At 69.3% G+C, this 12,912-nt stretch carries 11 protein-coding genes; 6 read left to right on the top strand and 5 right to left on the bottom strand.

Annotated elements, in window-relative coordinates; all coding sequences use genetic code 11:
- Positions 1 to 179: 179 nt before the first annotated feature.
- Positions 180 to 2,084: a molecular chaperone HtpG gene (gene htpG / locus CEK68_RS19450; protein ID WP_152240374.1), complete on the bottom strand. Its 1,905-nt coding sequence runs from the start codon at positions 2,082 to 2,084 to the stop codon at positions 180 to 182.
- A 222-nt stretch (positions 2,085 to 2,306) separates the two neighbouring features.
- Here htpG and rsmD point away from each other — a divergent pair, with 222 nt between their 5' ends.
- The 6 genes from rsmD to CEK68_RS19420 all read left to right on the top strand — a co-directional run bounded on the left by rsmD (position 2,307) and on the right by CEK68_RS19420 (position 7,172).
- Positions 2,307 to 2,912 carry a 16S rRNA (guanine(966)-N(2))-methyltransferase RsmD gene (rsmD, locus tag CEK68_RS19445; protein WP_152240373.1) on the top strand — a complete coding sequence of 202 codons (606 nt, stop codon included), beginning with the start codon at positions 2,307 to 2,309 and terminating at the stop codon, positions 2,910 to 2,912.
- Positions 2,909 to 3,415 (top strand): pantetheine-phosphate adenylyltransferase, encoded by a 507-nt coding sequence (gene coaD, locus CEK68_RS19440; RefSeq protein WP_010342036.1) that lies wholly within the window; start codon positions 2,909 to 2,911, stop codon positions 3,413 to 3,415. The genes rsmD and coaD overlap by 4 nt, the downstream gene beginning before the upstream one ends.
- A gap of 40 nt (positions 3,416 to 3,455) precedes the next feature.
- On the top strand, positions 3,456 to 3,950 hold the full coding sequence (locus CEK68_RS19435) for a hypothetical protein (protein ID WP_010342035.1): 495 nt from the start codon (positions 3,456 to 3,458) through the stop codon (positions 3,948 to 3,950).
- Between the two features lie 225 nt (positions 3,951 to 4,175).
- Positions 4,176 to 4,460, top strand: coding sequence for a YfhL family 4Fe-4S dicluster ferredoxin (locus CEK68_RS19430; protein ID WP_017908325.1), 285 nt, complete (start codon positions 4,176 to 4,178; stop codon positions 4,458 to 4,460).
- Positions 4,457 to 6,217, top strand: a complete 1,761-nt coding sequence (gene ggt, locus CEK68_RS19425; protein ID WP_152240372.1) for a gamma-glutamyltransferase — start codon at positions 4,457 to 4,459, stop codon at positions 6,215 to 6,217. The genes CEK68_RS19430 and ggt overlap by 4 nt, the downstream gene beginning before the upstream one ends.
- Before the next feature lie 61 nt (positions 6,218 to 6,278).
- Positions 6,279 to 7,172, top strand: coding sequence for an MBL fold metallo-hydrolase (locus CEK68_RS19420; protein WP_150409675.1), 894 nt, complete (start codon positions 6,279 to 6,281; stop codon positions 7,170 to 7,172).
- A gap of 15 nt (positions 7,173 to 7,187) precedes the next feature.
- On the opposite strand, the gene CEK68_RS19415 is transcribed toward CEK68_RS19420, so the two are convergent.
- The 4 genes from CEK68_RS19415 to CEK68_RS19400 form a co-directional block, all read right to left on the bottom strand.
- Positions 7,188 to 8,621: a heavy metal sensor histidine kinase gene (locus CEK68_RS19415; protein WP_152240371.1), complete on the bottom strand. Its 1,434-nt coding sequence runs from the start codon at positions 8,619 to 8,621 to the stop codon at positions 7,188 to 7,190.
- Positions 8,618 to 9,301 carry a heavy metal response regulator transcription factor gene (locus tag CEK68_RS19410; protein WP_152240370.1) on the bottom strand — a complete coding sequence of 228 codons (684 nt, stop codon included), beginning with the start codon at positions 9,299 to 9,301 and terminating at the stop codon, positions 8,618 to 8,620. The genes CEK68_RS19415 and CEK68_RS19410 overlap by 4 nt, the downstream gene beginning before the upstream one ends.
- Entirely contained in the window at positions 9,298 to 12,450 is a 3,153-nt protein-coding gene (locus CEK68_RS19405; RefSeq protein ID WP_152240369.1) for an efflux RND transporter permease subunit, read from the bottom strand. The genes CEK68_RS19410 and CEK68_RS19405 overlap by 4 nt, the downstream gene beginning before the upstream one ends.
- The coding region (locus CEK68_RS19400) for an efflux RND transporter periplasmic adaptor subunit (protein ID WP_152240368.1) at positions 12,447 to 12,912 on the bottom strand (466 nt) is incomplete at its 5' end. The genes CEK68_RS19405 and CEK68_RS19400, both read right to left, overlap by 4 nt.

Genomic DNA, 12,912 nt, shown 5'->3' with positions numbered 1-12,912 from the left:
CTGTGATCACGCCGGCCGGTTCGAACTGGTGCCCACGCCATGTTCTGCCTTGAGCCAACAACCGTAACGCGGAACCGGAATCCTGCAAGGTTGTTGGGCTTCGGGTACTCGGAGGGCCGTGTAAAAAACAAAGCCGGCGCATGCCGGCTTCGTTCTTTTCGCAATCACATGTCTCAGGCCTACACCGACAACTCCAACAACAACTTGTTGAGCCGCCGCACATACGCCGCCGGGTCCTTCAGGCTGTCGCCAGCCGCCAGCGCCGCCTGGTCGAACAGCACCTTCGCCAGATCGCCGAAGCGCTCGCCATCGGCTTCCGCATCCAGCTTCTCGATCAGCGGGTGCGCCGGGTTGAACTCGAACACCGGCTTGCTCTCCGGCAGCTTCTGGCCACTGGCTTCGAGGATCTGCCGCATCTGCAGGCCGAGGTCGCCCTGGCCGATGGCCAGGATCGCCGGTGAGTCGGTCAGGCGGTGCGAGACGCGCACTTCGGAGACGTCTTCCTTGAGTACGTTCTGGATGCGCTCGACCAGGCCCTGCTTGGCCTTGGCGGCTTCTTCCTTGGCCTGCTTCTCTTCCTCGCTGTCGAGCTTGCCCAGGTCCAGGTCGCCGCGCGCCACGTCGACGAAGGACTTGCCGTCGAACTCGGTGAGATAGCTCATCAGCCACTCGTCGATGCGGTCGGTGAGCAGCAGCACTTCGATGCCCTTCTTGCGGAACACTTCCAGGTGCGGGCTGTCCTTGATCTGCGCGTAGCTCTCGCCGGTCAGGTAGTACAGCTTGTCCTGGCCGTCCTGCATCCGCGCCACGTAGTCGGCCAGCGACACGTTCTGTGTGCCGTCGCTGCCGTGGGTGGAGGCGAAGCGCAGCAGGCCGGCGATCTTCTCGCGATTGCCGAAGTCCTCGGCCGGGCCTTCCTTCAGCACCTGGCCGAAGTTCTTCCACACGCCCTGGTAGCGCTCGGCGTCGTCCTTGGCCAGCTTCTCCAGCATGTCCAGGGCGCGCTTGGTCAGCGCCGACTTCATCGAGTCGATCACCGGGCCGGACTGCAGGATCTCGCGCGAGACGTTCAGCGGCAGGTCGCTGGAATCGACGATGCCCTTGATGAAGCGCAGGTACAGCGGCAGGAACTGCTCGGCCTGGTCCATGATGAAGACGCGCTGCACGTACAGCTTGAGCCCGCGCGAGGCATCGCGCTGGTACAGGTCGAACGGGGCGCGGCCGGGCACGTACAGCAGCGAGGTGTACTCCAGCTTGCCCTCGACCTTGTTGTGGCTCCACGCCACCGGGTTCTCGTGGTCGTGGGCGATGTGCTTGTACAGCTCCTGGTATTCCTCGTCCTTGATCTCGGTGCGCGGACGCGTCCACAGCGCGCTGGCGCGGTTGACCGTCTCCCATTCCGGGGTTTCCGGCTTGTCCTTGTCCTCGCCGTAGTGTTCCTTGTGAAACTCGATGGGCAGCGCGATGTGGTCGGAATACTTGCGCACGATGCCGCGCAGCTTCCAGCCGTCGGCGAAGTCCTTCTCGTCGTCCTTCAGGTGCAGCACGATGCGGGTGCCGCGCTCGGCCTTCTCGATGGTGGCGACCTCGAACTCGCCTTCGCCGCGCGAGGACCAGTGCACGCCTTCGCTGGCCGGCAGGCCGGCGCGGCGGCTGTACACGTCGACCTGGTCGGCGACGATGAAGGCGCTGTAGAAGCCGACGCCGAACTGGCCGATCAGGTGCGAGTCCTTCTTCTGGTCACCGGACAGGTGCTTGAGGAATTCGGAGGTGCCGGACTTGGCGATGGTGCCCAGGTGCGCCACGATCTCCTCGCGGCTCATGCCGATGCCGTTGTCGTCGATGGTGACGGTGCCGGCGTCCTTGTCGAAGCCGATGCGGATGCGCAGTTGCGCGTCGCCGTCCAGCAGCTCCGGCTTGACCAGCGCCTCGAAGCGCAGCTTGTCGGCGGCGTCGGAGGCATTGGAGATCAGCTCGCGCAGGAAGATCTCCTTGTTGGAATACAACGAATGGATCATCAGCTGCAGCAGCTGCTTGACCTCGGTCTGAAAGCCCAGGGTTTCTTTTTGGGTTTCCACGCTCATCGGTAGGTGCTCCATGAAGGATGGGCGGCCGCGCGGAGAAGGGCGCGACTCTGCCGGCCGACATGGTGGCGGCCGCGGCCGGCTTCAAGCGCCGCGCCGCGCATACGCGCGACACCGCGCTGGTCTATGATCCGGACCCCGTTTCCGCGCCACCCATTGCCCACCGCCCATGTCGTTCCTGCGTTCCCCGTCCCGCCTGTCCCGGCCCCTGCGAGGCCGCCGATGAGCCGTCCCGGCGGCGGCCAGGTGCGGATCATCGGCGGGCGCTGGCGCAATACGCGGCTGCCGGTGCCGGACCTGGCCGGGCTGCGCCCGACCTCCGATCGGGTCCGCGAGACCCTGTTCAACTGGCTGCAGCCGGTGCTGCCCGGGGCGCGGGTGCTGGACCTGTTCGCCGGCAGCGGCGCGTTGGGGCTGGAGGCGGTGTCGCGCGGTGCGGCCGCTGCGGTGCTGGTCGAACGCGATCCGGGCCAGGCGGCGCAGTTGCGCGCCACGGTCGCGCGGCTGCAGGCGCAGGACCAGGTGCAGGTGGTGCAGGGCGATGCGCTGCGCTGGCTGGCCGAGGCGCCGGCCGAGGCCCTGGCGGACATCGCCTTCGTCGACCCGCCGTTCGCCGCCGGGCTGTGGGACGCGGTGCTGCAACGCCTGCCGGCGCGGCTGGCGGCCGATGCCTGGCTGTACCTGGAGTCGCCGGCCGGGCAGGGACCGGCGCCGCCCGCGCCCTGGGCGCTGTACCGCGAGAGCGGCAGCCGCGAGGTGCGCGCTGCCCTGTACCGGCGCACCGCTGCTACACTTCCCGGCGACCTTCACGCGGTACCCGACGCATGACCGTGGCCCATAGCCGCATCGCCGTCTATCCCGGCACCTTCGATCCGATCACCAACGGCCATATCGATCTGGTCAACCGTGCCGCGCCGCTGTTCGAGCAGGTGATCGTGGGCGTGGCGCAGAGCCCGTCCAAGGGGCCGACCCTGCCGCTGGACCTGCGCGTGTCGCTGGCCCGCGAAGCGCTGGCCGGGCACCGCAACGTGGAAGTGCTGGGCTTCGACACCCTGCTGGCGCATTTCGTGCGCTCGGTCGGCGGCGGCGTGCTGCTGCGCGGCCTGCGCGCGGTGTCGGACTTCGAATACGAGTTCCAGATGGCGAGCATGAACCGGCATCTGATCCCGGAGGTGGAGACGCTGTTCCTCACCCCGGCCGAGCAACACAGCTTCATTTCGTCCTCGTTGGTGCGCGAGATCGCGCGCCTGGGCGGGGACGTCTCCGGCTTCGTGCCGCCGTCGGTGGTGCAGGCGCTGGTCCAGGCCCGCCAGGCCGCCGCGCAGCGCTGAGCCGACCACCATTCACTGACGACACAGAGGGAGCCGTTCCATGAACACCACCGCACGCGCGTTGCTGATCGCTTCGCTGGCCCTGGGCTTCACTGCCTGCAAGAAGGAAGAAGCCGCCAAGCCGGCCGCCGACGCGCAGCCCGCGCTGACCGCCCCGGCCAAGGACGACGACGCCGGCTGGAAGAAGTACCTGCAGGAAGTGGCGATCCAGAACATGGGCAACGTCACCAACAGCCCGTTCCTGTACTACCTGCCGCCGGAATCGGATCCGGAGTTCCAGGCCAAGTACGAGCGCCAGGTCGAAAGCGCCACCACCGCCATCGGCCGCGGCATCCAGCCGGGCAACATGCTGGCGTTCGGTTCCTCGGCCTCGGCCAAGATGGCCGATCTGATCGCCGCCGCGTTCGCCAAGGTCGAGGCCAACAGCATGAAGGGCGTGCGCGTGGTCTACATCGGCGCTCCGGCCGACAACGCCCGCGTCGAAGCCGTGGTCAAGCCGACCGGCGCCGACTACATCTTCGTCGAAGCCAAGTAAGCCCTGCGCGGGCCGGCGCGCCGATGCGCGCCGGTTCCGCCATCCCGCGCCGCCCGCAACGGGCGGTTGCGCTGCGCAGTTCTGCTGTGTGCCGTGCCACATCGCGGCAGTTGCCCAAGCCGCCTCGCGCGCTGCATTACAGCGTTCCGCGCCCCAGTGCCGCCTTCGCAGGGCCGTCCCGCCCCGATCCGGTAAACTGCCCCGGTCAGTGCCGAAGTGCGCCACATGTCCCTCAAGATCAACGAGCTCTGCGTCAATTGCGACGTCTGCGAGCCGGCCTGCCCGAATCAGGCCATCGCCATGGGCGAGACGATCTACGTGATCGACCCCGCCCGCTGTACCGAATGCGTCGGCCATTTCGACGAGCCGCAGTGCGTGGTGGTGTGCCCGGTGGAGTGCATCGACCCCGACCCGGCCATCCCGGAGACCCACGCCCAGTTGCTGGCCAAGCTGCAGCGCCTGCAGCGCGACCACCCCGAGTTGTACCCACAGGAGCCCCCTGCCGCATGAGAAGCCTCGTCCGCCGTGTCCTGCTGCTCGCCCTGGTCCTGACGCCGTCGGCGTGGGCCGAGGCGCCGGTCGCCGAGGCGACCGCCACCGCCCCGACCGCGCACCCGCCCGGCGCCGCGATCGCCAGCGGCCACCGCCTGGCCACCGAGGCCGGCCTGCAGATCCTGCGCGAGGGCGGCAATGCCTTCGACGCCGCGGTGGCGGTGTCCTCGACGCTGTCGGTGGTCGAACCGATCAGCTCCGGCCTCGGCGGCGGCGGCTTCTTCCTGCTGCACGACGCCAGGACCGGCAAGGACGTGATGCTGGATGCGCGCGAGACCGCGCCGGAATCGGCGACGCCGGCCGCGTTCCTGGACGCCAAGGGCGAGCTGGACCGCGATCGCTCGATCAACGGCCCGTGGTCGGCCGGCATCCCCGGGCTGCCGGCGGCGCTGGTGGAACTGGCGACCAAGCACGGCCGGCTGCCGCTGCGGCAGTCGCTGGCGCCAGCGATCCGCATCGCCCGCGACGGCTTCCCGGTCTACGCGCGCATGGCCGAGGGCTACCAGTCGCGGCGCAAGGTGATGGAGCGCTATCCCGGCACCCGCGAGGTCTACCTGCGCAACGGCCGGCCGATCGCGGTGGGCGACGTGTTCAAGCAGCCGGAACTGGCCAACACGCTGCAGCTGCTGGCCGACAAGGGCTTCGACGGCTTCTACCGCGGCGCCACCGCCAAGAAGCTGCTGGCCGGCGTGAAGCAGGCCGGCGGGCGCTGGACCGCCGAGGAACTGGCCGGTTACACGGTCAAGGAACGCACGCCGATCCGCTTCGACTACAAGGGCTGGACCATCACCACCGCGCCGCCGCCGTCCTCCGGCGGCATCGCCCTGGCCAGCATGCTGCAGATCCTGGAGGGCTACGACCTCAAGACCATGGACCCGGTGCACCGCGTGCACCTGACCGTGGAGGCGATGCGCCGCGCCTACCGCGACCGCACCTTCTTCCTGGGCGACCCGGATTTCACCCACGTGCCGCAGCGCATCCTGCTCAGCAAGGACTATGCGGTGGGCCTGCGCTCGACGATCAACCCGGACAAGGCCACGCCCAGCGACCTGCTCTCCGGCCAGCCGACGCCGCTGGAAGACGACGAGACCACGCATTTCTCGATCATCGATGGCGAAGGCAACCGCGTCGGCGCCACCCAGACGGTCAACCTGCTGTACGGCTCCGGGCTGATCCCCAAGGGCACCGGCGTGCTGCTCAACAACGAGATGGACGATTTCGCGCTGCGTCCGGGCACGCCCAACGCGTTCGGGGTGATGGGCTACGCGGCCAACGCGCCCAAGCCGGGCAAGCGCCCGCTCAGCTCGATGTCGCCCACCTTCATGGAGAACGCGGACAAGGCCATCGTGCTCGGCACCCCGGGCGGCAGCCGCATCATCACCATGGTGCTGCTCGGCATCCTCGGCTACGACGACGGCCTCACGGCGCAGCAGGTCGCCGCGCTGCCGCGCTACCACCACCAGTGGCTGCCGGACGTGATCGAGGCGGAGACCGGCACCTTCGACGCGGCCACGGCCAAGGGCCTGGAAGCCATGGGACACACGCTCAAGTTGCCCGGCGACACGGCCGAGGACGGCCACGGCTCCAGCCACGTCTGGGGCAACCTGCAGACCGTGGAATGGGACAAGCGCCGCAACGTGCTCAGCGGCGGCAGCGACCCGCGCAACGAAGTCGGCAGCGCCGAAGTGCTGCAACTGACAGCGCCGGCGCGCTGAGCCGCACGTCGCCCGCTTTTGCGAATCCCCAATCCCCAATCCCGAATCCCGAATCCCCGCCATGAAACTCTGGTCCATCCAAGGCAACTCGCAGAAACTCGACGGCGGCGCGATGTTCGGCAACGCGCCCAAGGCGATGTGGCAGCAGTGGGCCGCGCCCGACGACGGCAACCGCATCGCGCTGGCCTGCCGCGCGCTGCTGGCCAGCCCGCTGGCCGGCAAGACGGTGCTGTTCGAGACCGGGATCGGCGCGTTCTTCCCGCCGGCGCTGCGCGAGCGCTACGGCGTGCAGGAGGCGCGGCACGTGCTGCTGGATTCGCTGCAGGACGCCGGCTTCGCCCATACCGACATCGACGTGGTGGTGCTGAGCCATCTTCACTTCGATCATGCCGGCGGGCTGCTGGCCGCGTACCGCGAGGGCGCTGCGCCGGAACTGCTGTTTCCCAACGCGCAGTTCCTGGTCGGCGCGGCGCACTGGCAACGCGCGCTGCACCCGCATCCGCGCGACCGCGCCAGCTTCATCCCGGAACTGCCCGGCCTGCTCGAGGCCAGCGGCCGGCTGGAGCTGGTCGACGGCGAGTATTCGCGTACGCTCGGTGAGGCGGTGCGATTCCGCTTCAGCGACGGCCACACGCCGGGGCTGATGCTGGCCGAGATCGTCGGCCCCGGCCACGGCGAGGATGGCCAGGCACACGGCGGGGTGGCGTTCTGCGCCGACCTGATCCCGGGCCGCTCGTGGGTGCACGTGCCGATCACCATGGGCTACGACCGCAACGCCGAACTGCTGATCGACGAGAAGCGCGCGTTCCTGGAGGACGCGCTGGCGCGCGACGTGCGCCTGTTCTTCACCCACGATCCGGACTGCGCGCTGGCGCAGCTCCAGCGCGATGCCAAGGGCCGTTTCGTCACCGCGCACGAACTGCCGGCGCTGCAGGCGCGCGCACTGGCCGCCTGAGCGCGGCGTTGCGGTTTACCAGCGCAGCGCGGCGTGCGCCGGCACGCCGGTAGCGGTGCCGTCCAGTGCCACCGAAAACCCGATTGTGGTGATGCCGTCGCGGTGCTGCGCGAACACACGCCCGCCGTGCATGCTCGCCACCGCCTTGACGATGGCCAGGCCCAGGCCGTGGCTTTCGCGGCTGTTGGCGCGGGCGGCGTCGCCGCGGTAGAAGCGATCGAACAGGCGCTGCAGATGTTCCGGCGCCAGCGCCACGCTGGGATTGGAGAAGGCGATCAGCGCCTCGCCGCCGCGCTGCGCGATCTCCACCACGATCGGCGCGTGACCGGCCGAGTGCTGGATGGCGTTATGCAGCAGGTTGGACAGCGCGCGACGCAGTAGCGACTTCTCGACCGGCACCACCACGTCGCCGCGCACCTCCACCTGCAGGCCGGCCTCGTCCAGCAGCACCTCGAAGAACTCCACGGTCTTGCCGACTTCCTCGGCCAGCGAGGCGTCCTCGCACTGGCGCGCGCGCTGGCCCTGCTCGGCGCGGGCCAGGAACAGCATGTCGGCGACGATCGCGCGCAGCCGTTCCAGTTCCTCCAGGTTCGACTGCAGTACCTGGCGCAACTGTTGCGCGTCGCGGTGGCGGGTCAGCGCCACCTGGGTCTGGCCGATCAGGCTGGCCAGCGGCGTGCGCAGTTCGTGGGCGACGTCGGCATTGAAGCTTTCCTGCTGCGCATAGGCCGCATCGAGCCGGTCGAAGGCCGCGTTCAACGAGGCACCCAGGTCTTCCAGTTCGCGCGGCAGCCGCGGCAGGTCCAGGCGCCGCCGGTCGTGCGGGCCGATGCGTTGGGCATCGGCCGACAGCCGCTGCACCGGGCGCAAGCCGAGCTTGGCGGTCCAGTAGCCCAGCGCGCCGACCAGCGCGGTGCCGGCCAGCGTGACCAGCGCCAGGGCGATGTCGAAGCGGCGCCGGGTCAGCGCGAACGGTGTGCTGTCCATCGCCGCGATCAGCTGCACCGGCGGGCGCACCGGCGTGGCCGGCAGTGTTTGGCCGATGGCCTGCCACGATAGCGGCTGCGCGTCGGCGATGCCCAGCGCCTGCGGATCGCCGATGCGCACCAGGCCGCTGCGGCCGCGCGTGGCCGCCGCCATCGCCTCGGCGCCGCGCCCGTAGCGGAGCGCCGGATCCTCGCTCCACAGCCAGAAGCGCAGGTCCGGCGCGCTGGAAAGGCTGGCCAGGCGGGTGCGCGCATGCGCCGCCAGCTCCGGCGAGCGGCTGTTGACCAGCATGTACCGCACCGCGTCCATGTGCGAGCGCAGTTCCTCGCGCTGGTGCCGGCGCAGTTCGTGCTCCAGCACCTGATGCAGCACCAGCCCGATCAGGGCGAAGCCGAGCAGCGCGGTGGCCGCGAACAGGCCGGCCAGGCGCAGCGCGATCGAGGGCCGCGCCGGCGCGCTCACCCGCTCGCGTCCTCGCGTTCTTCCAGCACGTAGCCCATGCCGCGCACGGTGTGCAGCAGCGGGGCGTCGAACGGCACGTCGATCTTGGCGCGCAGGCGCTTGATCGCCACTTCCACCACGTTGGTGTTGCTGTCGAAGTTCATGTCCCAGACCATCTCGGCGATCGCGGTCTTGGACAGGATCTCGCCCTGGTGTCGGGCCAGGGCCGCCAGCAGCGCGAACTCCTTGGCGGTCAGGTCCAGCCGCTGCCGCCCGCGCATGGCCTTGCGGCTGATCATGTCGATCTGCAGCTCGCCCACGCGCAGCAGCGTGCTCTCCTGGGCGCGGCCGCGCCGTGCCAGCACCTGCAGCCGCGCCAGCAGTTCGATGAAGGAGAACGGCTTGATCAGGTAGTCGTCGGCGCCCTCGCGCAGGCCCTTGACCCGGTCCTCCACGCTGTCGCGCGCGGTGAGCATGATCACCGGCGTGCTCTTCACCGAACGCAGCGAGCGCAGGATGGCGAAGCCGTCCAGGCCCGGCAGCATCGCGTCGAGCACGATCACGTCGAAGTCGTAGTGCAGGGCCAGGTGCTGGCCGTCGATGCCGTCGTAGGCCACGTCGACCGTGCAGCCCTGTTCGCTCAGTCCCTGCTGCAGGTAGTCGGCGGTCTTGCGCTCGTCCTCGACGATCAGCACCTTCATGGCTGCAGCGCCTCCGGCGCGGCGGTGCGTGCGCGACGTGCCTGGCGCCGCTGCAGGTACCAGCCGTGCAGGCGGTCCAGGTACAGGTACACGATCGGCGTACTGAACAGGGTCAGCAGTTGCGACAGCAGCAGCCCGCCGACCATCGCATAGCCCAGCGGCCGCCGCAGTTCCGACCCGGCGCCGTGGCCGAGCATTAGCGGCAGGCCGCCGAGCAGTGCGCACAGGGTGGTCATCATGATCGGCCGGAAGCGCATCAGGCAGGCCTCGAAGATCGCATCGCGCGAGGACAGCCCGCGTTCGCGTTCGGCATGCAGGGCGAAGTCCACCATCATGATCCCGTTCTTCTTGACGATGCCGATCAGCAGGATGATGCCGATCATCGCGATCACGCTCAAGTCGTAGCCGCCGGCCATCAGGATCAGCAGCGCGCCGACGCCGGCCGAGGGCAGGGTGGAGAGGATGGTCAGCGGGTGGATGTAGCTCTCGTAGAGCAGGCCGAGCACGATGTAGACCGCGATCAACGCCGCCAGGATCAGGTACGGCTGGGTGCGCAGCGAGGCGCTGAACGCCTGCGCCGTGCCCTGGAAGCTGCCGCTGAGCGTGGCCGGCACCCGCAGCTGCGCCTGGGCCTGCTGGATCGCGTCCACCGCATCGCCCAGTGCCGCGCCCGGCGCCAGGTTGAAGGAGATGGTCACCGCCGGGAACTGGCCCTGGTGGCTCACCGACAGGTAGCCGGTCTTGCTGGTGTCGAGCGTGGCGAAGGTGGACAGCGGCACCTGCTTGCCGGTCAACGGCGAGGTCAGGTACAGCCGCTGGAACAGCGACGGATCGCCCTGCAGCGCCGGCGTCACTTCCAGCACCACGTGGTAGCTGTTGAGCTGGGTGAAGTACTGCGCGACCTGGCGCTGGCCGATGGCGTCGTTGATGGTGGCGTCGATCTGCTGCGGGGTGATGCCGAAGCTGGCTGCGCGCTGGCGGTCGATGGTCAGGCTGGCGATCGGCGCGGCGTTCTGCTGGTCGGAGGCCACGTCGGTCAGTTGCGGCAGCGCCCGAAATGCCTTCAGCAGCTTCGGTGCCCAGGTGTTGAGCTCGTCGAGGTTGGCGTCGGTCAGGGTGTATTGGTACTGGGTGCGGGCCAGGCGGCCGCCGACGTTGATGTCCTGCCCGGCCTGCATGAACAGAGTGACGCCCTGCACGTGCGCCAGGCGCTTGCGCAGCCGCGCGATCACCTGGTCGGCGCTGGCGATGCGGCCTGCGTCCTTGGGCTTGAGCGCGATCGAGAAGGTCCCGGAGTTGAAGGTGCTGGCGCCGGTCTGCATGCCGAAGGACAGCACGTCCTGGTCGCGGCGGATGATGTCGGCCAGTTGCAGCATGCGCGTGCGCATCGCCGCCGAGGACGAATCCTGCGCCGAATCGGCGGTGCCGGAGATGAAGCCGGTGTCCTGCTGCGGGAAGAAGCCCTTGGGCATCACCACGAACAGCGCCACGCTGGTGGCCACGGTCAGCAGGAAGCTGGCCAGGGTCAGCCGCGGATGCCGCAGCACCGTCTCCAGGCCGCGCCGGTAGGCCGCCAGCATCGCATCGAAGCCGCGCTCGAACGCGCGCGCCAGGCGTCCCTGCGCCTGCTCGGCGTGCGGCTTGAGCAGGCGCGCGCACAGCATCGGGGTCAGGGTCAGCGACACCAGCAACGACACCAGGATGGTCAGGCTCACGGTCACCGCGAACTCGCGGAACAGCCGGCCGACGATGCCGCCCATCAGCAGCAACGGGATGAACACCGCCACCAGCGACACCGAGATCGAGACCAGGGTGAAGCCGATCTCGGCCGCGCCCTGCAGTGCCGCCTGCAGCGGCGCCATGCCGTCCTCGATGTGTCGGTAGATGTTCTCCAGCATCACGATGGCATCGTCCACCACGAAGCCGACGGCGATGGTCAGGCCCATCAGCGACAGGTTGTCCAGGCTGTAGCCGAGCACGTACATCAGCGCGGCGGTGCCGAGGATCGCCAGCGGCACGGTCAGGCTCGGGATCAGGGTGACCACCGCGCTGCGCAGGAACACGAAGATCACCGCCACCACCAGCACGATCGACAGCAGCAGGGTGAACTCCACGTCCCTGACCGAGGCGCGGATGTTCTGCGTGCGGTCGGCGAGGATCTTGACGCTGACGCTGGGCGGGATCGACGCCATCAGCCTGGGCAGCGCGGCCTTGACCTGGTCCACCGTGTCGATGACGTTGGCGCCGGGCTGCTTGGTGATGGCGATCATGATCGCGCGGCCGTCGACGATGCCGCTGTCGGCCGGCGCGGCGGCGCCGGCGAAGCCCCACGCGGCGATCTTGGCGTTCTCCGGCCCGTCCACCGCGGTGCCGATGTCGCGCACGCGGATCGGCGCGCCGTTGCGCCAGGCCAGCACCGCGTCGTTCCAGGCCTGGCTCTGCAGCAGCTGATCGTTGGTGGAGACAGTGAAGGCCTGGCGCGCGCCATCGATCGAGCCGGTGGCCGCGTTCACCGTGGTGGTGGCGATCACCGAGCGGATGTCCTCCAGGCTCAGGCCAAGCGCCGCCAGCTTGGCCGGATCCACCTGCACGCGCACCGCCGGCTTCTGCGCACCGTACAGGTTGACCAGGCCCACCCCGGAGATGCGCGAGATCTGCTGCGCGAGCACGTTGTCGGCGTAGTCGTTGACCTGGGTCAGCGGCAACACCCGCGATTGCACCGCCAGGATCAGCGACGCCGATTCGGCCGGGTTGATCTTGCGGAAGCTCGGCGCGCTCGGCAGCGCGCTCGGCAATTGCCCGGACGCGGCGTTGATCGCGGTCTGCACATCGAGCGCGGCAGCGTCGATGTTGCGGTCCAGGTCGAACTGCAGCGTCACCTGGGTCGAGCCGAGCGCGCTGGTCGAAGTCATCTGGCTCAGGCCCGGAATCAGCGACAGCTGCCGCTCCAGCGGCTGCGCCACGTTCGAGGCCATGGTCTGCGGGCTGGCGCCGGGCAGGCTGGCCGAGACCTGGATGGTGGGGAAATCGACCTGCGGCAGCGGCGCCACCGGCAGCAGCGGCCAGGCCACCAGGCCCAGCAACAGCAACGCCATGGCCAGCAGCGAGGTGCCGATCGGGCGTTTGATGAAGGCGGCCGAGACGCTCACGCGTGCGCTCCCGCCGCGGCGGGCTTGGCGTGCTTGGCCGGCTTGGCTTCCACCACTTTCGCCCCCGGGTGCAGGCGGTATTGCCCATCGACCACCACGCGCTGGCCGGCCTGCAGGCCCTGGCCGATCACGCTCTCGCCATCGGCATCGTCCAGTACCTGCACCGGCTGGTCGCGCACGCTGCCGTCGTTGCCGACCACGTATACGAACTCGCCGTCCTGGCTGCGCTGCACCGCCGCGCTCGGCACCACCAGCGCGCCGCTGCGCATGCCCAGGGTGATGCGCGCGTCCACCGTCTGCCCCGGCCACAGCGTGTGCCCGGAATTGGGGAAGTGCGCCTTCATCGCGATGGTGCCGGTGCTGGTGTCGATCTGGTTGTTGAGCAGGGCCAGCGTGCCGTGCGCCAGTACCTGTCCGCTGCCGTGCTCGACCGCGTCCACGCCCACGCTGGCCGGCGCGGCC

The organism is Xanthomonas sp. LMG 12461 (genome assembly GCF_009192935.1).
Lineage (GTDB): Bacteria > Pseudomonadota > Gammaproteobacteria > Xanthomonadales > Xanthomonadaceae > Xanthomonas_A > Xanthomonas_A sontii.
Note: the sequence above shows the minus strand (reverse complement) of the source record. Positions and strands in the feature narration are given on the sequence as shown.